Genomic DNA, 21,808 nt, shown 5'->3' on the forward strand with positions numbered 1-21,808 from the left:
CCGCGCGCATTCCTGGCCTCGCATATCCAGGTGTTCACCGGCACGCATCCGGTATACAGCCTGGTGCCGCCATCGCAGTACACGGTGACCGGACTGCGGGCGAACACCAGCACGATCACCTTCAATGCCGCCCCTGCGCTGAACCTGGACATCCTGGTCCTGCGCACGGTGCCGATGGACCAGCCGGCCGACATCACCAACCAGGGTGCGTTTCTGCCGGAGATCCACGAAGACGCCTTCGACTACCGTGTGATGCAGCTGCAGCAGCTGCTCGATAGCGGCATGCAGCTGATACAGGACCCGGAGAGCGGTGAGTTCGTATGGGACGCCAAGGGCAGCCGCATCATCAGGGTGGGCGATGCGAAGGGCGATGCCGATGCGGTGAACTTCCGCACCGTGCTGGTGCTGATCGAACAGATCCAGAACGGCGGCGGGTCGGTAGGTATAGCGCCGAAGTTCTGGCCGTTTGAGGGCGATGGCGAGGTGACCGACTTCCCGCTGGCAGGTGCCGACGTGCTGGATCCCCTGTTCTATGACACGGCGCTGGAGAAGACGGCCGGGGCTGGGGACTACCTGGTATCGAAGCCCGGCGACTTCCAGATTCTGCCTGGCGGCGAGGGTGTGGCTCCGGCAATTCGATTCACGACGGCGCCAGCCGATGGGCAGCGAGGCTTTACCACCCTGCGCGGTTATGCCCGGCCTTGGATCGGTGAAACCCCGATCTACACAGTCGCGCCGCGCATCGTGAGCGTCACCGGCAACACGACCTTGGCCGGCGACATGCACAACACGCTGATCCTCGCCAACTCGCCCAATCCGATTACGATCACGATCCGCGCCAACACGGGCAGCGCGATCGACTGGAAGGAGGGGCAGTTCTTCTCGGTCCAGCAGGTGGGCGTCGGTCAGGTCACGCTGGCGATCGAGGGCGGAGGGCAGCTGTCGGTGCCGGATCTCTTCCAGCCGAAGTCGCGTGCGAGAGGATGCATCTTCAGTGCAACCTGCACAGCGCCCGATGCCGACGCGTGGTCAACTGCCGGTGATCTGCTGCGAAGCGCCGCAAACCCCGACCTGCAGTCGTTTGTCCTACCCGATCGATCTGCCCTCATCGGGACGAACATTACAGCCGGAACGGGGAAGGGCTCGCTGGTCCTGCCCTATGGTGTGGCGCTGTCGCCGGTGGCGCAGCGCGGCATCTACGCCAGCTTGTCAGAAGCGCAGGCCACCGGTGTGCCGCTGACGGTCGACGTGAAGCGAAACGGCACCAGCATCCTCAACGTGAAGCTCACGTTCGACAACGGCGAGCGTTCTACGCTGACCGCCGCGTTGCCGCCGACGTTTGTCCCTGGCGGCGACCTGCTGGCTGCCGGCGACGAAATCACGATCGATGTCCAGCAGGTAGGCACGGCCGGCGCCAAGGGCCTGCAGGTGTACCTGGTCGGCCAGAGGTCCAGCTGACATGTCGGCGCGCATCTACGACCGGCCGGACCTCGATCAGCGCAGTCGGCTGCTGCCGCTACTGGTGGTCGGCGACCTGCCGAAGGCACTGCCGTTCGTGGCCTACGAGGGGCGCCTGCAGATTTACAACGCCGTGGGCGGCTGCACGGTGCGCCAGATCGACGGCGACCGGCTGCCGCCAGGCCACCAGCTGTACGTCGACCAGGCCACGAAACAGGTGGTGCTGACCTGGCCGGCGTACCAGGCCGGCGCCGCGCCGATCGCCAATCCTGGTTTCGAAAGCGGCCCGACCGGCTGGGACACCGGCGCGGGCTGGGTGATCGCAACGGAGAACCCGCCGACCGGGCAGTGGGCCGCGGGATACAACAACAACCGCGGTGAGTCGATCATTTCCAGCACGTCGCGGTATGAGGTCTATCCAGGGCAACGCACCGCGGCGAAGTGCAAGGTGCGCCAGGGTGCGTCGGCCGAGGGCAACGCCGGCGCCTCGGTCCTGCTCGAGTACCGGGACCAGGATGGCCAGGTTGTCGGCCGGGTAGAAGGCAACCGGGTCATGTCGGCCAGCAAGAACCGGGTGTACGACTCCAACGTGGTCGGCATCGCGCCCGCCGGCGCCGCCACAATCAACATTGCCGGCAACGGCATCCGCTACCGCGAAAACAAGATCCTGTTCGTCGACGACTTCGAATGGGATCACACCGTCGCGGCCGTCGGCCTGGACCATGAGGCCGAGTACCGCCTGACCCTGCAGGTCAGTGACTCCGCCGGCCGCACTGCGATCTGGCGCGGCTTCATCGGCGACCACTCGGTGTTCTTCACCAGCAAGCCCTATGCGATCGGCGTCATCGAAGAACTGTCCAGCAGCCTTGCGGTCGACGGCGGTGGTATCCGGGTGCCGCCGCAGGTTTCGTATGTCGAGGGTGTGGCTCCGAGCCTGGTGATCGTGTCGGGCGAGATGCGCACACCGTTGCAGACGTACCTGATCCCGCCCGAAGGCGTGGACCCCAGCCTGCAGATCCTCAGCGGCGAACTTCGCCAGCTGCTGCGCGGCTACACGATGGTGCCAGAGGGTGTCGATTCCGGCCTGGCAATCCTCTCCGGCACGCTGGCCCAAGTGCTGATTACCACCACCATGGCGCCTGAAGGCGTCGACGCATCCATGTCCATTACCTCGGGAACCCTCGCATGAACGCTCGAAACAACGTCGTTGAACTGAACATTCCGCATGCCGTGGCCGGCCGCTTCAAGATTGAGGCGTTCAAGGTCGACGCACAGGGGGAAGAGATCCAGGGCTCGCGCCGACTGGCTGCCGACTGGTTCGACAACTTGGTCGTCGACGCCGGCCTGGATCGTATGGGTAGCAATAGCGACTACCTCAGCACCTGCATTGTTGGCTCTGGCAGCGCAGCCCCAGCGTTCGGGGACACTCAGCTGCAGTCCCGGGTGGCCAGCACTACCGCGATCAACTCGGACACCAACGGCATGGTGGTGTCCCCGCGCTACGGCTGGAAGCGCAAGACGTTCCGGTTCGCGGCCGGTGCTGCGGCGGGCAACCTATCCGAGGTCGGCATCGGCTGGTCCTCGACGGCGGTTTTCAGCCGAGCGCTGATCCTCGACGGTGGTGGCAATCCGACCACCATCACGGTGCTGAGCGACGAAGTGCTTGACGTCACCTACGAGCTGCGCGCCTACGTGAATGAGGCGGACGTGAGCTTCAACGTCGTTATCAGCGGCGTCACCTATGCGTGTGTGTTGCGCCCGGCCAACATCGGTGGCAACCAGGGCCTGCAGCTCGGCGACGCCATCACCATCAACACGGCGAACCGCGCTTCCGGCGCGCGCAGTACGGAGAGCAACGTCCTCGGTTCGGTTACCAGCATGCCCGGCGGCACGTCGAACTCCATGGACTACACGAACGAGCCCTATGTGAACGGCACGTACTACCGCAGCCACGTCCTCACGGCACAGCTGAACAACAGCAACTTCGCCACCGGCCTGGGAGCTGTGGTGGTGTCGAACACCTTCAGCGACTTCCAGACCTCGTTCACCCCGAAGATCCCGAAGGACGCGACCAAGGTCCTGACGCTGCAGGTCCGCAGCACCTGGGGGCGTCATGTTCCCTGACATGGCGCTATCGAGCGTTCCGCTGCAGGGCGACTTCGTGGAGAAGGTCAATGCGCGCCGCGCCCCCCTGATCGACTATGAGCTGGGGGGCAACGCCCTGGGCGATGCCAGCACCGGCCTGCAGGCGCGGCTGTGGACCATCGAGGTCAAGGGGGACGACGCGGTCCTGAGCGCCGACGGGGTCGCGCCGGTTGTCCTGTTCAGCCGTCCGGGCATGACCGAGATCGCCCTGGCGTTCGATCAGAACATGCGGGCGCATGTCGCGTTCGTGCAGGCCGGCCAGGCTTGGCTGTGGTGGTACGACAGCCAGGTGAATCAAATGGTGTTCACTGGCTTCCCAGGCATGAGCAACCCCAGGCTGGCCACGGATGAGAAGCGGAATGCCGAGCTGGCGGTGTCCGACGTGGTCCTGTCCTACATGAGCGCCGGCAATCTGTGCTGCCGGATCCAACGGGAGCGGTTCGCGGTCGAGCATGTCCTGACCGCGGCGCCCGGCCTGCAGCTGGTGTCGGTGGCCCGAAACACCGGCAACCGGCTGCAGTGGGAGTGCTTCCCGATCGCCTGACCGGGGCTGGTAGGGTCGAGTCAGGCTCGGCTCTGCCCGAACGATTCAGGGAGGTGGCCGGCCCGTTCGCAGGATCTGCGACGGCCGGCCGTATCCTCCCGGCCATGCCGCTCCCCGTCGACTTCTACTGGACGACCAGGTCATCCAGCCACCGGGATGACCTCCCGACCGTCATTGCCTGTGAAGGTGTGTGGGTGGTGGTCATGATCCAGCGGGTGAACGACGGAATCTGGATTGCCTCGCTGGACCGGCACCGGCATGGCCCAGGCGGTCCATTCCGCTGGTGCAGCAGCTACGAGCAGGGCAGGGTAGGCGCCGAGCTGTGGGTGATCAGGCACGAGGCCCGTCTGCGCGAGGACCTGGCCAAGATCAGGGAGTACCGGGAGGCGATCGCGGGGAACCGCCTGCTGAAGGACCGCCTGAAGCCGCCGTTCGATTGGATGGGGTAGGGCGCTTCCGGCGCTCCGCAACGAGAAACGGCGCCAAGCCACACAAGGGTTTCAGGGCGCCGTTGCAGATAGTGTTGCGGAGCGGATTTTGCGGCCAAAGCCTTGTGGCGCAATGGTTCTTCGTCAGACTTTTAATCTTTTGGTCGAAGGTTCGAATCCTTCACGGCCCACCAATGCGGTCAATGACCCAAGTCATTCAAAAAGGCACCGCTCAGCGGTGCCTTTTGTGTTGTTGCCCGCAAAATGCCTATTTCGCTTTGGCGCCGCGCGCCCGCGCCGCCTCGTGTTCGGCGGCTGCCTGCGCGGCGACCGCTGCGGCGTTGGCGGCAGCATTCGCAGAGCGTTCCGCTGTCGCACGATCCGCATCGAACCGCGCCTGCCGCTGGGCGCTGTAGGCGCGTTCCAGTTCCAGCGAGGCAAGGAAACTGTCTGGATGCTTCGCCGCACACGCCCGCTGTACCAGTTGCACAGCATGATCGGACAGCCCGGGCTGGATATTGCCCAGCAGGCAATCGGCATACGGTACGGACGCAGCGGGGCCAGCAGCCAGCGCGGCAACGATCACGACATTCAACACGCAAACCTCCTTGTAGGTTTCGATGGGACCCGGTACCGGCCGGTCCGGCCCCAGTATGGCCCGGTTTGCAGTACAGGGTGAGGCTACTCCGGCCGCACGTCCCGGCACACCAGCTCGGCCAGACTGCGGCAGGCAAAGAACAGCCCTTCAACCACGCCGGCATCCAGATGCCGGTCCGGCGTGGCCATTGCTCGGCAGCGGTCGGCGGCGTGCAGCATTTCCGCCACGGTCAGCATGCCAATGGCGGCTCGTTCCACCCGCGACAGGGCAACCCCGCGCCCTGCAGATAGGCTGGTTTCAGGCCAGGGCAGGCCATCGGCGCCTTCGCCCGCGCGGATGCGTTTGAGGCAGCCAGAAACGTGCTCAGTTCGGGCGCAGGGTTGTCGTCGTCATCGTGGGTGCTGGCGGCGTATGAAGCATAGGGCGGACGGTCGGTCATCTCGGCTTCCTCAGCTCTGGAGTGGGCGTGCCACCGCGCAGGGCGGGTGGCAGGCGATGCGTGGCTGCAAGCCGGAATGACATCACGTAGTAACCGGCGGGTCCGAAGACCCCCACGCACCGCCCGCCATGAAGGCCGACGGATCACCCGCCGGCACGGTCCAAAGACAGTGTCGGCGGGTGAGCGCAAACAACAGCGTGAATGTCATTACGGGCTTGCAGGCCCGCTGCCACCCGTTGTCGGTGGCGCAGTATGGTGTTTACGCCTGCGCCTGGAGCTCAATGAGGATTTTCCGAAGAACGATGCGGAATCCAGGCGCGCGACGATGGTGGCGCAGGCCGCGCCGACGCAGCAAGCGACAGGGCGCGACGCATGTGCTCATGCGCTCGGTCGGTCGCGTTGGACAATGTCGGTAACTGCCGCTGACGGCACGTTTGCCGTGGTGGGGAACGTGGAAAGTGCGCGCCACGTTTGCCAGCCGTGGTGGTACGGAACAGCGGGTCACGCACTCAAAAATCGGTGCATCTGCGACGTCCAAGGTGTTGTAGAGCCGAGCCATGCTCGGCTGCGGTTTGCGCGGTGGGCTGAGCCGAGCGTGGGCTCGGCTCTACAGTGATCCGTCCCATCCGCGACGGTTGAACTGTTGTAGAGCCGAGCCATGCTCGGCTGCGATTCGCATGGGAAACCGAGCCGTACCCGGTTGCGCGCGGGGAGGTCATCCCCCGCATGGCATGGATCTATGCATCTGGCAGGGATGCTGAGCGTGCAGAAGCCGCCAATGCCTGCCGCTGGGCGCTATGCTCGGCCTCTTTCCCAGGACGGGTCACCCCATGCGCTTGATCATGCTGTCGCTGTTGTTGTCCGCCATCTCCGTCGCGCCGTTGATGGCCGCCGAACCGGCGCCGTCCGCACAATCAGCGGCCGCAACCTCGCTGGTGATCGGCGAAACCTTCACCATCGAATCGAAGGCGCTGGGTGAAACCCGCCGCATCAATGTCTACCGCCCGCAGCCCTGGGGCCTGGACCCGAAGGCGCCGCTGCCGGTGATCTACATGCCCGACGGCGGCATCGGTGAGGACTTCCTGCACGTGGCAGGACTGGTGCAGGTGCTGAGCGGCAATGGCAGCATGCGCCCGTTCCTGCTGGTCGGCATCGAGAACACCGAGCGCCGTCGCGACATGACCGGCCCCAGCAGCGATCCGCAGGACCAGAAGATCGCGCCGCGCGTTGGGGGTTCCGCGGCCTACCGCACGTTTCTGCGCGATGAACTGATGCCGCAGGTACGCCAGCGCTACCCGACCACCGACGAGCGCGCGCTGATCGGTGAGTCGCTGGCCGGCCTGTTCGTGGTTGAGACGCTGCTGCAGGAACCGGCGCTGTTCAACAGCTACATCGCGCTGGATCCCAGCCTGTGGTGGAACCGCGGCGCGATGCTGGCCGGAGCGGCCAGGCAGTTGCCTGCGGTGACGCGTGCGCAGCCGCACGTGTTCCTGGCCAGCAGCGGGCAGCCGGAGCTGGCCGCCTCTGCCGCACGACTGGCCGCATTGCTGCAGCACGCCTCGCCGTCGCCGCTGGTGAAGTACCTGCCGCTGCCGGAGGAAACCCACGCGACCCTCTATCACCCGGCCGCAATGCAGGCGCTGCGCACGCTGTTCCCGGCACCACCGCCGGCCTCGCCCTGACCGCACTGGCACCGGGCTGCACGCCATGCAAGGATGCGGCAGCGGTGCCATGCGGTGCGCCGCCCGCAATGGGAGAGTGTGGATGCAGCGTGTGCGTGGATGGAGTATGGCGGCCTGCCTGGCCATGAGTAGCTGTGCGATGTCGGTGGCGCCACCGGCAACGCAGAATGAAGCGAAAGAAAGCGCGGCCACCGCTGTGCCGGGCGTGGTGCTGCCGGATACCGAAGCGCTGCGCGTGCACGATCCGGTGGGCCGCGATTATCCGATCTGGGTAGCACTGCCGGCTGACTACGCGGCGCATCCAGAGAAGCGCTATCCGGTGCTGTATGTGACCGATGCGCTGTACACCTTCCCGCTGGTGCGCAGCGTGCGCAACATGGTGGGGCAGAAGGGCGTGAACCTCGAGGATTTCATCCTGGTCGGGCTGCCGCCGCAGGAAGGCCTGACGTCCAAGCAGAGCCGCTCGCGCGATTACACGCCCAGCGATCCGGCGCGCACCGATCCGCGTGACTACAGCGACGACGTCAGCTACGGCGGCGCGGCGCACTACCGTGATTTCCTCGCTGAGCAGGTGCTGCCGATGATCGATGCGCGCTACCGCACTGATCCGGCGCGGCGCGCCTATGCCGGTCATTCCTATGGTGGCTTGTTCGGTGCCTACGTGCTGACCACGCGCCCAGACATGTTCCGCACCTACATCCTGTCAAGCCCGTCGCTGTGGTTCGACAACCATCGGGTGCCGCGCATGCAGGCCGAGGCCAAGGCGCCCACGCAGCCGACCACGGTGGTGCTGTCGATCGGCAGCTTCGAAACGGTGAAGCCGGAGCCGCGCTATTTCACCCGCAACGACATGCTGCGCCACAACGCCGAATTCGCCGAGCAGCTGCGCGCCAACGGGCGCTCGTTGACGGTGGACAACATGGTGATCGATGACCAGGATCACTTCACCGTGTATCCGGACATGATCACCCGCGCGCTGCTGAAGGTGTTCCCGGGTACCGGACCGTACAGCAGCGGTTGATTGCAGGTTCAATCCACGCCATGCGTGAATGATTGCCTCAGGCCGCGCTGGCCTGCGGCGGCGGCATCAACGTGGCATCCGCTGCATGGCGGAAGCACAGGCGGATGGCATCGAGCAGCTCGCTCATGCTGTACGGCTTGGGCAGGAAGTGGATGCCGGCGCGCAGCTGCGGCAGCACATGATGCTGGTCCATGCCGGAGGTGACCAGGATCGGCAGCTGCGGCAGATGCTCGCGCACGCGGTTGGCGGTTTCGATGCCGCTGATCCCGCCCAGGCAGACGTCGGTGAACAGCAGGTCGAACGGCTCGCCGGCGTTGAGCAGGCCCAGCGCGGCCTCGGCACTGCTGACAGCGGTGACCTGGCAGGCCTGGCTTTCCAGGGCGAGGCGGCTGAGTTCCTGGGTTTCCTCGGCGTCCTCGATCAGCAGGACGCGCGGTTCCACAAAGCGCTTGGACAGCAACATGACGCGGCAACTCCGGACAACAGGGGAGCAGAAGGCGCGCAAGTATGCGCAAGCCGGGGGTGATCCCGGCGTGCACGCCAGGCTAAGTGGGCGTTACAGCCGATGCTGCTGCCGGCGGCGTACCTGCCAGGCCAGCACCGCCACCGCCAGCAGCGCGGTGCCGATACGCAGGCTGGTGGCCTGCCAGCCCAGCGCGACGGCGTCATCGAGGCTGAACGCGTTCCACGCCATGTTCATCGATACATGCAGCACCAGGCCGCACCACAGGGTGTCGCCGTCCAGATGGTCGAGCCAAGCGAAGATGAAGCCGCCCAGTGCGATGACCGCGCCGACGAACAGGGCAGTGCCGCCGCCGTCGAAGCCGCCGAAGCCCAGCCAGTGCACCCAACCGAACAGCAGCGCCTGCGGCAGCGCAAGCAGGGACCACGGGCCACGCATGAGCTTCACCAGCAACACGAAGCCGAGGCCGCGGAACAGCACTTCCTCGGCCAGTGGGAACAGCACGGCGAGCATCGTTGCATCCAGGGTGGTCAGTGCGGTGTTGGGCGTGCCCAGCAGCGCCAGGCCCAGCCAGCAGGGCAGGCTGGCCAGCAGCACCCACATCGGGCCGCGCCAGCCGTTGCCGCGCAGCCCCAGGCTGGCCATCAGGCCTACCCCATGGGGGCGCAGCAGTGCGGCCAGCAGCAGTGCCAGCAGCACGGCCAGTGCGTTGTCCAGCAGGCTGCCGCCGTAGGGCATGGGCAAGGCGGGAATCGGCGCGCCTGCGGCCGCAGCGACATCGCGCAGATTGAGGCCCAGGCCGACGCCGAGGAGCACCAGCAGCAGGCGCGCCGCGTTGGGCAGGCGGGACAGGACGGTCATGCACGCACTCCCTGCGGAACCAGCGTGCAGTGTGGAAGGCGGCCGGGGAGGCTGGCACGCGCCGGAAGTCCCTGTGCCATCGGTCATGTGTTGCCGCACAGTCATCCGTGGGCAGGTAGAGTCGTTGCCAGACCTTCAGGAGCCATGCCCATGCTGTGCCCCGTGTGCAAGACCCAGACCCTGCAGATGGCCGAGCGCCATGGCATCGAGATCGATTACTGCCCCGGTTGCCGTGGCGTGTGGCTGGACCGTGGCGAGCTGGACAAGATCATCGAACATGCCGGCGCCGGTGCTGCGGTGCCGCCGCCCGCCCCTGTGCAGGCACAGCCGGCCGCTGCGCCGCCGCCGGTGATGCATCGCGATACCCGCCACCTGGGCCAGCGCTACGAGGACAACCGGGGCCAGCAGTACGGCCATGGGCACAAGAAAAAGAAGAAGGACAGCTTCCTGTCGGAGTTGTTCGACTTCTAGGTGCTTCGCTTTTGTAGAGTCGAGCCATGCTCGACTGGCTATTGCCAAAGCAGTCGAGCACGGCTCGACTCTACATGTGCAGCATGGTCACAGCCGGCGCAGGATGAACTCGCGGTCGCGCGTATCCCCGACGACGAAGTCGTACTCGCCGACCTTGCTGCAGCCGTAGCGCGCGTAGAAGCGCTGCGCGCCGAAGTTCTCCTCCCAGACGCCCACCCACAGGGTGCGGCGCTGCGGCTGGTCCAGCCAGGCCATGAACGCGTCCATCAGGCGCGCGCCGTGGCCGCCGTTCTGGTAGTCGGCCAGGATGTAGAAGCGCTTCAGTTCGATGTCGCCTTCGCAGGCATCGGCATGCGGCAGGGTGTTGGCACCAGCAGCCAGGTAGCCGACCACGTTGTTGCCGTCCATCAGCAGCCAGATCGCGCTGCGCGGGTCGGACAGTTCGGTGCGCTGCGGTTCGCTGCTGTAGTGCGGAAATCCTGCAGCTCCTGCGCCGGATACGAGTCGCCCCAGGTTTCGTTGTAGGTGGTGATGGCGATGGCCGACAGCGCGTCGACATCGGCAAGGGTGGCGCGGCGGATCTGCAGCGACATGGCGGAGCCTGCATTGGAACGTGGCGCAGTGTAGCCGGCCCCGGCGTTTGCCGGGGCTGGCGGTTGCTCACACCCCGCTGATCAGAACCACATGCGAACGCCGGCCACCCAACGCGTGTCGCGCGCGTGGTCACCGGCGTAGTCGGCGGTGTCGCCAAACGTGCGCTCGTGGCTGATGCCGATGTACGGCGCGAAACGGCGGCTGAACTCATAACGCAGGCGCAGCCCGGCTTCGACCTTGTTCAGTCCGCGACCAATGCCGTACTCCGGTTCATCCTTGGCTGCGATGGTGGCTTCCAGCAGCGGCTGCAGGATCAGGCGGTTGGTCAGCAGCACGTCGTACTCGACCTCGGCCTTGGCCAGCACCTGGCCGCCGGAACCCATGTACAGCGTTGCCGAGCTCTCGAACTTGTACGGTGCAAGGCCCTGGATGCCGATGGCCGCCCAGGTGCGCGAGTCGGCCGGCTGGAAGTCCTGGCGCACGCCGACCAGCACGTCCCACCACGGCGATACGCTGCGACCATACAGTGCTTCCAGTGACGACGATTCCGTGCGGCCGCGGCTGCGTTCGCCATCGGTGCGCAACCACAGGCGGTTGATGTTGCCACCGATCCAGCCGGTGGCCTCCCAGGCCTGGCCGGTGCTGTTCTTGCCGTCCCAGTGTTCGAGGCGATCGATCAGCAGCAGGCTGTTGATCTGCGGTGCATGCTCCATCGCATCGTGCGCGATCGGTGGGAATGCGGCAGCGCGGTCGGCATCGGTGGGAACCGGGATCGGCTCGCGCGGTTCGATCGGTGCGGGCGTGCCGTGACCCATCCCCTCGTGGTCCATCTGTGAATGGTCCATCTTCGAGTGGTCCATCGTGGAGTGGTCCATGCCGGCGTGATCCGCCGCGCCCATGTCCATCTTCGAATGATCCATCTTCGAATGATCGACCGGTTCGGCCGACGCGTTGGCGGTCTTTGCGGGCGGATCTATCGCGTCCATGTCATGGCCAGCATGCGACTGCGCGAATACCGGCCATGCCGCGGCCAGGCCCAGGGCCAGTAGGCTGGGGGAAAGCAGTGAGTGGCTCATTCTTCGATCCTCACTTCGCGCATCATGCCCGCTTCCATGTGGTAGAGCAGATGGCAGTGGTAGGCCCAGCGACCGAGCGCATCGGCACGCACGCGGTAACTGCGGCGGGTGCCGGGTGGCATGTCGATGGTGTGCTTGCGCAGCTGGAATTCGCCCTGCGCGTTTTCCAGATCACTCCACACGCCGTGCAGGTGGATCGGGTGCTGCATCATGGTGTCGTTGACCAATACGATGCGCATGCGCTCGCCGTAGTTCAGCCGCAGCGGCTCGGCGCTGGCGAACGGAATGCCATCGAATGACCAGGAGAACTTCTCCATATGGCCGGTCAGGTGCAGCTCGATCTCGCGGCTCGGCTCGCGGCCATCGGGGTCCTCGAACAGGCTGCGCATCGCGCCGTAGGTGAGTACCTGGCGACCGTTGTCGCGCAGGCCGATACCGGGATCGTCCAGCTTCGGTTCGGTGGCCGAGCTCTGCATGTCCACCAGCGGGTTGTTGCGTTCGCTGGCCGGGTGCTTCGGTGCCTTGCTGGCGGCATCGCTACCGCCGTGCGCACCGTGGCCCATGCTGGCGCCGCAGCCGCCTTCCATGCCCTTCATCGCGGCCATGTCATGGCCACCATGGCCACCACTACCCATGTTGTGCCCCATGTCGCTCATCGTCAGCAACGGGCGTGGGTCGCGCGCGGGAATCGGTGCCTGCAGGCCATGGCGGACTGCCAGCGTTCCGGCGGCAAAGCCGGTACGGCCCATGTCCTGGCAGAAGATGGTGAACGCGTCCTGCCCGGTCGGTTCCACCAGCACGTCGTAGGTTTCGGCCGGCGCGATGCGGAACTCGTCGATGCTGACCGGATGGATGTACTGGCCGTCGGCGGCGACCACGGTCATCTTCAGGCCGGGAATGCGCACGTCGAAGTAGGTCATCGAGGCGCCGTTGATGAAGCGCAGCAGTACTTTCTCGCCGCTGCGGAACAGCCCGGTCCAGTTGCCGGCCGGCGCGGTGCCATTCATCAGGTAGGTGTAGGTGTGCGCATTGATGTCGGAGATGTCGGTGGGCGTCATCCGCATCCGCCCCCACATGCCACGGTCGGACAACGCGGCCGACCAACCGTCGCGCTTCACGTCACGCAGGAAGTCGGGCAGGGTGCGCTTGTAGTAGTTGTCATGCTCGGCGAGCTTCTTCATGCGCCGGAACAGCGCGCCGGGGTCCATGTCGGTCCAGTCGGACAGCAGGATCACGTGCTCGCGGTCGTGCTGGTAGGGCGCCGGCTCGGCCGGGTCGATGATCAGCGCGCCGTACAGGCCGGCCTGCTCCTGGAACATCGAGTGGCTGTGGTACCAGTAGGTACCCGACTGCTTCAGTTCGAAGTGGTAGTGGTAGGTCTCACCGGGGCCGATGCCATTGAAGCTCAGGCCGGGCACGCCGTCCATGTTGGCCGGCAGCAGGATGCCGTGCCAATGGATCGAGGTCGGGTGGCGGTCCAGCGTGTTGCGCACGAACAGGTCCACGGTCTGGCCTTCGCGCCAGCGCAGGATGGGTGCCGGCAGCGATCCATTGACGGTGATCGCCGGACGGGTGCGGCCAGTGAAGTTGGCCAGCGATTCGCCGATGGCCAGTTCGATGCGGGTGTCGCTGAGCACGGCGGGGGCGCCGGCCAGGCGTGGGGCGGCAGTGGCGGCGGCGAGCGCGCGCTGCGGCACGCCGACAGCGGCGATGCCGGCAACCACGCCACCGGCGGCCAGGCCCTGCACGAACAGGCGGCGCGACGGCATGGGCACAGCGCCCGGACCGCGGGGGATGCGGGTATTCATGGTGGTGACTCCAGACACGTAAAGACGCCGGCAGGCGGCCGGCTGCGGTGCGCAGGGCGCACGGTGCGTGTGGAATCAGCCGATGGGAGGGCGTGAGATCGGCGGCAGCGGCGGCGCCGGCCGGCCGGTGGCCGGCATCGGCTGCGGGGCCAGCGACAGTGCCGGTCCGGCAATGAACGGCAACGGCTGCACCACCAGCAGCGGGTGCTGGGCGCAGCTGCGCACGCAGTCCTTGATCTGGCAGTGGGCGTCGTGGGCCGGGGCCTTGGCCTGCGGGGCCGGGTCGGCCTGCGTGCCGGCGTGGTGGTGGCAGTCGGCAGTGCCGCCATCAACAGCAGCGGCTGCGGCGTGGGCCATCCGCCCCATTTCTTCGTGACCACGGGCCATGGCCGCGTTCAGCCCGTTGAGCAACAGGCTGAGCATGAGCACGACGCGGAGCAGGGTCGAGGCCAGGGACATGGCGCTAATTTAGCCGCAAGCGGGTGCGGATGCACTTCCGGCTGAATGGCCGGTTCAAGGTTGGAGCCGCACCAATGTAGAGCCGAGCCCGGCTTACCCCTCTTCGCGCACGATCTCGACCAGGCGCGGGCCATAGCGGCTCAGCTTGGTACCGCCGATGCCGCCGACCCGGGCCAGTTCATCCAGGCTGGTCGGGCGCCGCTCGGCGATGTTGCGCAGCGTGCTGTCGTGGAAGATCACGAACGCCGGTACGTTCTGTTCCCGGGCCAGTTCGGCGCGCAGGCCGCGCAGCGCGTTGAACAGGGCCAGGTCCTGCGGCAGTACCGACAGGCCGGTGCGCTGCGCGCTGCGCTCGCGTCCGCTGCTGCTGCTGGCCGGGTCGCGGCGCATGCTGATCTGGCGGCGGCCGGTCAACACGTCGCGGCTGGCATCGGTCAGGCGCAGGCCACCGTGACCCTCGCTGTCCACTTCCAGCAGGCTGGCCGCGACCAGCTGGCGGAACACGCTGCGCCAGGTGCGTGCATCGAGGTCGCGGCCGATGGCATAAGTGCTCAGCTTGTCGTGGCCCTGCTGCCTCACCTTCTCGTTCTCGCTGCCGCGCAGGATGTCGATCAGGTGGCCGACACCGAAGCGCTGGCCGCTGCGGTAGACGCAGCTCAGCGCCTTCTGTGCCGGTATGGTCGCGTCCCACGAGGCCGGTGGCGTCAGGCAGTTGTCGCAGTTGCCGCACGGCTGGGGGTAGGTCTCGCCGAAGCCGGCCAGCAGCACCTGGCGGCGGCACTGCATCGATTCGCAGTAGCCCAGCAGATGGTCGAGCTTGGCCCGCTCCAGCTGCTTGCGCTCTTCGCCCGCCTCGGACTGCTCGATCATCTGCTTGAGCAGTACCACATCACCCAGGCCGTAGCACAGCCAGGCCTCGGCGGCTTCGCCATCGCGGCCTGCGCGTCCGGTTTCCTGGTAGTAGCCCTCCATCGACTTGGGCAGGTCGGTATGCGCGACGAAGCGCACGTCCGGCTTGTCGATGCCCATGCCGAAGGCGATGGTGGCACACATCACGATGCCGTCCTCGCGCAGGAAGCGGCGCTGGTTGCCGGCGCGCACTTCCGGCGGCAGGCCGGCGTGGTAAGGCAGAGCGTTGAAGCCCTGGCCGCAGAGGAATTCAGCGGTCTCCTCGACCTTGCGCCGCGACATGCAGTAGACGATGCCGGCCTCGCCACGGTGGCCGCGCAGGAAGTCGGTCAGCTGCTTGCGGGCGTTGTCCTTCTGCACCACGGTGTAGCGGATGTTGGGGCGGTCGAAGGAACTGACAAAATGGCGCGCTTCCTGCAGATCGAGGCGCTCGGCGATCTCGCGCTGGGTCGGCGGATCGGCGGTGGCGGTCAGCGCGATCCGCGGGATCTGCGGCCAACGCTCGTGCAGCACGGTCAACTGGCGATATTCGGGGCGGAAGTCATGGCCCCACTGCGACACGCAGTGTGCTTCGTCGATGGCGAACAGGGCGATCTGGCTGCGCGACAGCAGCGACAGGAAACGCCCGGTCAGCAGCCGCTCAGGGGCGACATACAGCATGTCCAGTTCGCCGGCGAGCAGCTCGCGCTCGACGCGGCCGGCGGTCTCGGCATCCAGGGTTGAATTCAGGTACTCGGCGCGCACGCCGAGCTGGCGCAGGGCTTCGACCTGGTCCTGCATCAGTGCGATTAGCGGCGAGATGACGATGCCGCAACCGTCACGCAGCAGGGCCGGGACCTGGTAGCACAGCGATTTGCCGCCGCCGGTGGGCATCAGCACCAGGGCGTCGTGACCGGCAGCCACATGCTCTACGATGTCCTGCTGCGGACCACGGAAATCGTCGTAACCAAAGACGCGTTGAAGCAGGTCGTGCGCGGGACGGGAAGCCATCGCGCTAGTTTACCCCGGCGGGGGAGTCGGCAGGGCTGCGCCCTGGGAACGCGCCATCGCATGCGCGCTGCCGCTCCCACGCTTCGCTCCGCGAAACGCGGGCCCCACTTACCAGCTCCCAGACCCCCGCCGCTTCGCGTCCGCCCCCTGACTCAGGGGGCTCTCCCCCGGACTTGGCCCGGTGGGCGGTAGATCCACGCCATGCGTGGATGAAATCTGTCAGATATCGACAAACAAAATGGGTCAGATCCGTTTTCCTGCGGAAAACGGATCTGACCCCAATGGCTTTGCTGGCAGATCGCGGAAAACTGTCGAAGGCGGGGTGGGTCCGGTTGCGGGGGCGTGAGCCGCATGGATGCGGCGACCGAGCCTACATGGACGTATTCACGGCGTCCCCCGCAACTGGACCCGCCCCGCCAACCCACGGATAGCCCGCTTTTGACGTTGACGTTGACGTTGCAGTTGCCTCTGCGGGTGCAGGGCGCAGCCCTGCCGCCCCCCCCCCAACCCTTACTGCAGCAGGGAACGCAGCATCCAGGCGTACTTCTCGTGGGTCTGCAGGCGCTGGGTCATCAGATCCTCGGTCGGGGCATCGTCACCCTTGGCCGCCACATCCAGCACTTCACGCGCCGTACGGCATACCGCTTCGTTGGCGACCACCAACTGGCGTACCATTTCACGCCAGTCCGCACTGTCGGTCAGGCCCGGTTCCTCGACGATCGAGGTCAGCGCAGCGAATTCCCGGTAGGAGCCCGGGGCATTGAAGCCCAGCGCGCGGATGCGCTCGGCCACGTCGTCCAGTGCCGCCCACTGCTCGGTGTACTGCGTCTCGAACATGGTGTGCAGCGAGTTGAACATCGACCCGGTCACGTTCCAGTGGAAGTTGTGCGTCTTCAGGTAGAGCGTGAACGCGTCGGCCTGGAAGCGCGACAGACCGTCGGCGATCTTCTTGCGGTCGCCCTGGGTGATCCCGATATCGATGTTCGGCGCCGACGGTGCCGCCGCTGCAAGCTTCTGCTTGCCGGTCTTGGCCTTGGTCGTGCTCTTGGTCTTCGCCATGGGGTTCCTCCTTGTGGAATCGTTGGCCTTCACAATAAACCGGTCGTGATGACTGGTCGCTTTCAAAGTTTTGAACGAACCGATTGATGAACTCTATCGATAAAAATCCATCGCCCCGCCTGCGCCAACAGCGCGCCGCCATCGACGGCGCCATGAGCCGCGACCGGGGCCGTTTGCTGGGAATGCTCTCGCGTTGCCAGGCCAAGCCGCAGGATGCGGCACTGGCCGCTACTTTCGAGCAGGCCTTGCAGGCGTCGGTGCAGCGCCGGCAGGTGCGGGCGCAACAGCAGCCGTCCATTACTCTGGACCCGCAGCTGCCGATTGCGCGTGAAGCCGACGCGATCATCAAACTGATCCGCGACCACCAGGTGGTGGTGATCGCCGGTGAAACCGGTTCGGGCAAGACCACCCAGCTGCCGAAACTGTGCCTGGCCGCAGGCCGTGGCCAGGCCGGCATGATCGGCTGCACCCAGCCGCGACGGATCGCCGCACGTGCGGTGGCCAGCCGCGTGGCGCAGGAACTGCAGAGCGAACTGGGCCAGCTGGTGGGCTACCAGGTACGCTTCAATGACAAGGTCAGCGACGACAGCCGCATCAAGTTCATGACCGACGGCATTCTGCTGGCGGAGATCGCCAGCGACCGCTGGTTGTCGAACTACGACACGATCATCGTCGACGAGGCACACGAACGCAGCCTCAACATCGACTTCCTGCTGGGCTACCTGAAGCAGCTGCTGCGCAAGCGCCCGGACCTGAAGCTGATCGTCACTTCGGCCACCATCGACACCGAACGCTTCGCCCAGCATTTCGACAATGCGCCGGTGATCAGCGTCGAAGGCCGTACCTACCCGGTGGAAGTGCGCTACCGCGCGCTGGAAGGTGAGGGCGAAGACCAGGGCGAGCGCACCGTCAACGATGCCATCGTGTCGGCCATCGACGAGATCACCCGCCTGGACGCACGCGGCGACGTGCTGATCTTCCTGCCGGGCGAGCGCGAGATCCGCGATGCGCACCAGTCGCTGGAACGGCGCAAGTACCGCAATACCGAGGTGCTGCCGCTGTACGCGCGCCTGTCCAACCAGGACCAGGACCGGGTGTTCAACCCCGGGCCGAACCGGCGCATCGTGCTGGCCACCAACGTGGCCGAGACCTCGCTGACGGTGCCACGCATCCGCTACGTGGTCGATCCGGGCTTCGCCCGCGTCAAGCGCTACAGCCCGCGCAACAAGCTGGATCGCCTGCACATCGAGCCGATCTCGCAGGCCAGCGCCAACCAGCGCAAGGGTCGCTGCGGCCGTATCGCCGAAGGCATCTGCTACCGCCTGTACGCCGAGGCGGATTTCCAGGCGCGGCCGGAGTTCACCGATCCGGAAATCCGCCGTTCCAGCCTGGCCGGCGTGATCCTGCGCATGCTGCAGCTGGGCCTGGGCCGCATCGAGGAGTTCCCGTTCCTGGAGGCGCCGGACGAGCGTGCCGTTGCCGATGGCTGGCAGCAGCTGACCGAGCTGGGCGCGATCGATGCCGAGCGGCGCATGACCACCATCGGCAAGCAGATGGCGCGCCTGCCGGTGGACGTGAAGCTGGCGCGCATGCTGGTCGCCGCACAGGCTGCAGGCTGCCTGCGGCCGATGCTGGTGATTGCCTCGTTCCTGGGCATCCAGGACCCGCGCGAACGCCCGCCGGAAGCGCGCGGTGCGGCCGACAGCGCGCATGCGCAGTTCGCCGATGGCCGCTCCGAGTTCGTCGGCGTGCTGCGCCTGTGGGATGCCTACCGGCAGGCCCATGAGGACCTGACCCAGTCCAAGCTGCGCGACTGGTGCGGACGTCATTTCCTCGGCTTCCTGCGCATGCGCGAGTGGCGCGAGCTGCATCGCCAGCTGCGCCTGCTGTGCGAGGAACTGGGCTGGAAGGAAGAGGCCAGCGAGGCGTCGATGGCACCGTTGCTGGCCGGCAGCAGTGCGCCGGCACCGGCGCGTGATGACGCGGCCGCAGTAAAGGCCACCCGCGGCCAGTTGCATCGTGCCGCGCGCCTGGCCCGCGAAGGCAAGGCCGAGGCCGCACCGGCACCGGCGGCCGCGCGCGCGCAGAAGGAACAGGCGCCCGTCGGCGGCGGCTTCAGCGAACGTGTACGCGCTGCTGCCTACCAGACCCTGCACCGGGCACTGGTGGCGGGCCTGCCGACGCAGATCGGCCACCGCACCGAGAAGGGCGATTTCCAGGCACCACGCCAGCGCCGCTTCCTGCCGTTCCCCGGTTCGGCGCTGGCCAAGCGGCCACCGCCGTGGCTGCTGGTGGCCAACCTGCTGGATACGCAGAAGGTATGGGGCATGACCCTGGCCGCGATCGAGCCGGACTGGGTGATCGCCGAACTGCCGCACCTGCTGCTGCGCAAGCACTTCGACCCGCACTGGTCGCGCGCGCAGGGCCAGGTGCTGGCGTCCGAGCAGATCAGCCTGTTCGGCCTGGTGCTGGCACCGAAGAAACCGGTCCATTACGGCCGCATCGCGCCGGGCGAGGCGCATGACATCTTCGTGCGCCAGGCACTGGTGACCGGCGAGATCAATACCCGCGCCAGTTTCGTCGCCGACAACCAGAAAGTGCTGGAGGTCGCGCGCGAGGAAGAAGCCAAGCTGCGGCGCGCCGGCATCGTTGCCGACGAAGACTGGCAGGCACGCTGGTACCTGGACCGGGTGCCGCCGCAGATCCACTCGGCGGCGGGACTGAATAGCTGGTGGAAAGGGCTGGCGCCGGAACAGCGCAAGGCGCTGCACTGGTCGTTGGCAGACCTGTTGCCCGGTGAGGGCAGCGAACAGGAGCGCTATCCGAAGTACCTGGCGCTGGGCCAGGCGCGCTTGCCGCTGCACTACCGCTTCGAACCGGGGGCCGACGACGATGGCGTCACCCTGGACGTGCCACTGCACCTGCTCAACGCGTTAGACCCGGTGCAGCTGGGCTGGCTGGCGCCGGGCTTTGTTGCCGACAAGGCCTCGGCACTGATCCGCAGCCTGCCCAAGGCGATGCGCCGCAACTACGTGCCGGCGCCGGACTTCGGTCGCGCGTTCTACGAGGCCTTCCCGCAGCCCAGCGCCGATGCCATCACCGGCGAGCTGGCGCGTTTCCTGTCACGTGCGACCGGCGCGACGGTGACCGCACTGGATTTCGAGCCGGGTTCGATCGAGCCACACCTGCACATGAACCTGCGGCTGCGCGACGAACAGGGCAAGGTGCTGGCCACCTCGCGTGATCTGGAAGCGCTGCGCGCGAAATTCGGTGGCCGTGCTGGCGATGCCTTCGCCGCGCGTGCCGGGCGCGAGATGGCGGCTGACGGCCTGCGCACGTTCCCGGCCACGCCGATTCCGCTGCAGGTACCCGGTGAAGCCGGCGTGCCGGCCTATCCGGCGCTGCTGGACGAGGGCGACAGCGTGGCGCTGCGCATCTTCGCCGACCGCCAGCAGGCGCAGGACGCCCATCCGCTGGGCGTGCGCCGCCTGCTGGAGATCGCCCTGGCCGACAAGGTGAAGCAGGCACGCAAGCAGTTGCCGGTCGGTGCCAAGACCGGCCTGTTGTATGCCGCGATCGAATCGCAGGAGCGCCTGCGTGGTGACCTGGTCGATGCAGCGATGAACGCGGTGCTGGCCGAGGGCCTGGAAGACATCCGTGATGCGGCGGCCTTCGAGCAGCGCCGCGAGCATGCCGCCAAGGCCCTGTTTGGCGAGGCGATGTCGCGGCTGAAGCTGGCCGAATCCATCCTGGCGCTGGTGGCGGAGCTGAAGCCGATGCTGGAGGCGCCGCTGATGGGCTGGGCGCGCGGCAACCTGGACGACATGGAAGCGCAGCTGGCCGGGCTGATCCACCCCGGCTTCATGCGCGACACGCCGGCCGACGCGCTGGCGCAGTACCCGCGTTACTTGAAGGCGATGATCCTGCGCACCGAACGTGCCAAGCGTGATCCGCCGCGCGACCAGGCGCGCATGCTGGAACTGCATCCGTTCCTGGAAGCGCTGGAGGCGGGCGAGCAGCAGGGCCTGCGTGATCGCCCGCAATGGCAGGCGCTGCGCTGGGATCTGGAAGAACTGCGGGTATCGCTGTTCGCGCAGGAGCTGGGGGCACGCACCGGCATCTCGGCGAAGAAGCTGGCGCAGCGCGTGGCTGCATTGCGCCAGGCCTGAGCGCGCCCCGGCCGCCCCCTCGGGCGACCGGGGCCGGCCGGGCAGGGAGCCGGGCACGGCCGGAATGCCCGGACGTTACTTGGTGCGGCGAACCTTCGGCTGCACGTTTACCCCGTCCACCTTCATATACCAGGCGCCCATCACCCCTGGGCGCATGCTGACGCCCGGGGCGTCCTTGCGGCCACCGGAATAGTGCGTGGCGTCTATCTGCTCCCACTCCTGGCCGTTCTGCAGCACGTAGCGGCGGCCCTGGCCGAATCCACGGAATTCACCCTGCAGGTTGCTTTCGATCGGTTCGCTGCTGCCGAAGTCCAGGAAGCCGCGGTTCTTCTTGATCACTTCCTGGCGGCCTTCTTCGCGCGCTGCGGCGACGGCCTGGTTGGTGGCCGCCTCGACCTTGCCCTGCAGCCAGCGGTTGAGCGTGGCCAGTTCACCGGCACTGAGCTTGTCCAGGCCGGCGGCCTTGAACTCGGAGGGCGACATCTGCTGCTGCAGGTCGCCCTCCACCACGCGCTGGGCCAGCGCAGGCGCGGACAGGGACAGCAGCACGGCGGCACAGGCCAGCAGCCGTGGACGGACGCGCGGGGCAATCGAAGGCATGGCGGGTCTCTCCTGGGTGTGTGGGCGAGTGTAG

20 protein-coding genes and 1 pseudogene are annotated in these 21,808 nt (G+C 66.8%); 9 read left to right on the plus strand and 12 right to left on the minus strand.

Going from position 1 to position 21,808, the window contains the following annotated elements:
• Positions 1-30: 30 nt before the first annotated feature.
• From WDC87_RS01935 to WDC87_RS01955, 5 genes are all read left to right on the plus strand, one after another.
• Positions 31-1,458, plus strand: a complete 1,428-nt coding sequence (locus WDC87_RS01935; protein WP_336331272.1) for a hypothetical protein — start codon at positions 31-33, stop codon at positions 1,456-1,458.
• 1 nt (position 1,459) lies between these two features.
• Positions 1,460-2,647 (plus strand): hypothetical protein, encoded by a 1,188-nt coding sequence (locus tag WDC87_RS01940; protein ID WP_252745507.1) that lies wholly within the window; start codon positions 1,460-1,462, stop codon positions 2,645-2,647.
• Positions 2,644-3,582, plus strand: a complete 939-nt coding sequence (locus WDC87_RS01945) for a hypothetical protein (protein ID WP_252745506.1) — start codon at positions 2,644-2,646, stop codon at positions 3,580-3,582. Before WDC87_RS01940 ends, WDC87_RS01945 begins: the two co-directional genes overlap by 4 nt.
• Before the next feature lies 1 nt (position 3,583).
• Positions 3,584-4,147, plus strand: a complete 564-nt coding sequence (locus tag WDC87_RS01950) for a hypothetical protein (RefSeq protein ID WP_301655154.1) — start codon at positions 3,584-3,586, stop codon at positions 4,145-4,147.
• 215 nt (positions 4,148-4,362) lie between these two features.
• The gene (locus WDC87_RS01955) at positions 4,363-4,596 is read left to right on the plus strand and encodes a hypothetical protein (protein ID WP_336331273.1); all 234 of its coding nucleotides are present in this window, start codon (positions 4,363-4,365) and stop codon (positions 4,594-4,596) included.
• Between the two features lie 247 nt (positions 4,597-4,843).
• Here the strand turns inward: WDC87_RS01955 and WDC87_RS01960 are convergent, their stop codons facing one another.
• The 3 genes from WDC87_RS01960 to WDC87_RS01970 all read right to left on the minus strand — a co-directional run bounded on the left by WDC87_RS01960 (position 4,844) and on the right by WDC87_RS01970 (position 5,612).
• Positions 4,844-5,173 (minus strand): hypothetical protein, encoded by a 330-nt coding sequence (locus WDC87_RS01960; RefSeq protein WP_252745503.1) that lies wholly within the window; start codon positions 5,171-5,173, stop codon positions 4,844-4,846.
• Positions 5,174-5,256: 83 nt separating this feature from the next.
• Complete coding sequence (locus WDC87_RS01965) at positions 5,257-5,409, minus strand: hypothetical protein (protein ID WP_227838078.1); 153 nt, start codon at positions 5,407-5,409, stop codon at positions 5,257-5,259.
• Entirely contained in the window at positions 5,403-5,612 is a 210-nt protein-coding gene (locus tag WDC87_RS01970) for a hypothetical protein (protein ID WP_336331274.1), read from the minus strand. The genes WDC87_RS01965 and WDC87_RS01970 overlap by 7 nt, the downstream gene beginning before the upstream one ends.
• A gap of 830 nt (positions 5,613-6,442) precedes the next feature.
• On the opposite strand from WDC87_RS01970, the gene WDC87_RS01975 reads away from it, so the two are divergent.
• Together WDC87_RS01975 and WDC87_RS01980 are read left to right on the plus strand one after the other, a co-directional pair.
• Positions 6,443-7,294, plus strand: coding sequence for an alpha/beta hydrolase-fold protein (locus tag WDC87_RS01975; protein ID WP_088497082.1), 852 nt, complete (start codon positions 6,443-6,445; stop codon positions 7,292-7,294).
• Positions 7,295-7,376: 82 nt separating this feature from the next.
• Positions 7,377-8,315 carry an alpha/beta hydrolase-fold protein gene (locus tag WDC87_RS01980; protein WP_072167675.1) on the plus strand — a complete coding sequence of 313 codons (939 nt, stop codon included), beginning with the start codon at positions 7,377-7,379 and terminating at the stop codon, positions 8,313-8,315.
• Between the two features lie 37 nt (positions 8,316-8,352).
• On the opposite strand, the gene WDC87_RS01985 is transcribed toward WDC87_RS01980, so the two are convergent.
• Both WDC87_RS01985 and WDC87_RS01990 read right to left on the minus strand, forming a co-directional pair.
• The gene (locus tag WDC87_RS01985; RefSeq protein ID WP_061480336.1) at positions 8,353-8,778 is read right to left on the minus strand and encodes a response regulator; all 426 of its coding nucleotides are present in this window, start codon (positions 8,776-8,778) and stop codon (positions 8,353-8,355) included.
• A gap of 93 nt (positions 8,779-8,871) precedes the next feature.
• Entirely contained in the window at positions 8,872-9,639 is a 768-nt protein-coding gene (locus tag WDC87_RS01990; RefSeq protein ID WP_072167676.1) for a CPBP family glutamic-type intramembrane protease, read from the minus strand.
• Positions 9,640-9,789: 150 nt separating this feature from the next.
• Between WDC87_RS01990 and WDC87_RS01995 the strand changes: the two genes are divergently transcribed.
• Complete coding sequence (locus tag WDC87_RS01995; protein WP_252745502.1) at positions 9,790-10,110, plus strand: zf-TFIIB domain-containing protein; 321 nt, start codon at positions 9,790-9,792, stop codon at positions 10,108-10,110.
• 87 nt (positions 10,111-10,197) lie between these two features.
• Here WDC87_RS01995 and WDC87_RS02000 read toward each other — a convergent pair.
• The 6 genes and pseudogenes from WDC87_RS02000 to WDC87_RS02025 form a co-directional block, all read right to left on the minus strand.
• Positions 10,198-10,703, minus strand: a pseudogene (locus WDC87_RS02000) (GNAT family N-acetyltransferase).
• Between the two features lie 81 nt (positions 10,704-10,784).
• A complete protein-coding gene (locus WDC87_RS02005; protein WP_252745501.1) occupies positions 10,785-11,780 on the minus strand; it encodes a copper resistance protein B in 996 nt (331 codons plus the stop codon).
• On the minus strand, positions 11,777-13,588 hold the full coding sequence (locus WDC87_RS02010; protein ID WP_088497079.1) for a copper resistance system multicopper oxidase: 1,812 nt from the start codon (positions 13,586-13,588) through the stop codon (positions 11,777-11,779). Before WDC87_RS02010 ends, WDC87_RS02005 begins: the two co-directional genes overlap by 4 nt.
• A 75-nt stretch (positions 13,589-13,663) precedes the next feature.
• A complete protein-coding gene (locus WDC87_RS02015; protein WP_252745500.1) occupies positions 13,664-14,047 on the minus strand; it encodes a CopL family metal-binding regulatory protein in 384 nt (127 codons plus the stop codon).
• A 93-nt stretch (positions 14,048-14,140) separates the two neighbouring features.
• Positions 14,141-15,946, minus strand: coding sequence for a DNA helicase RecQ (gene recQ, locus WDC87_RS02020; RefSeq protein WP_072167681.1), 1,806 nt, complete (start codon positions 15,944-15,946; stop codon positions 14,141-14,143).
• 510 nt (positions 15,947-16,456) lie between these two features.
• On the minus strand, positions 16,457-17,005 hold the full coding sequence (locus WDC87_RS02025) for a Dps family protein (protein ID WP_005418469.1): 549 nt from the start codon (positions 17,003-17,005) through the stop codon (positions 16,457-16,459).
• An 86-nt stretch (positions 17,006-17,091) separates the two neighbouring features.
• Between WDC87_RS02025 and hrpA the strand changes: the two genes are divergently transcribed.
• The gene (hrpA, locus tag WDC87_RS02030) at positions 17,092-21,174 is read left to right on the plus strand and encodes an ATP-dependent RNA helicase HrpA (protein WP_252744438.1); all 4,083 of its coding nucleotides are present in this window, start codon (positions 17,092-17,094) and stop codon (positions 21,172-21,174) included.
• 75 nt (positions 21,175-21,249) lie between these two features.
• On the opposite strand, the gene WDC87_RS02035 is transcribed toward hrpA, so the two are convergent.
• On the minus strand, positions 21,250-21,774 hold the full coding sequence (locus tag WDC87_RS02035) for a hypothetical protein (protein WP_111008317.1): 525 nt from the start codon (positions 21,772-21,774) through the stop codon (positions 21,250-21,252).
• Positions 21,775-21,808: the final 34 nt, after the last annotated feature.

This window comes from Stenotrophomonas maltophilia group sp. Smal12 (genome assembly GCF_037079935.1).
GTDB classification, from domain to species: Bacteria; Pseudomonadota; Gammaproteobacteria; order Xanthomonadales; family Xanthomonadaceae; genus Stenotrophomonas; species Stenotrophomonas sepilia.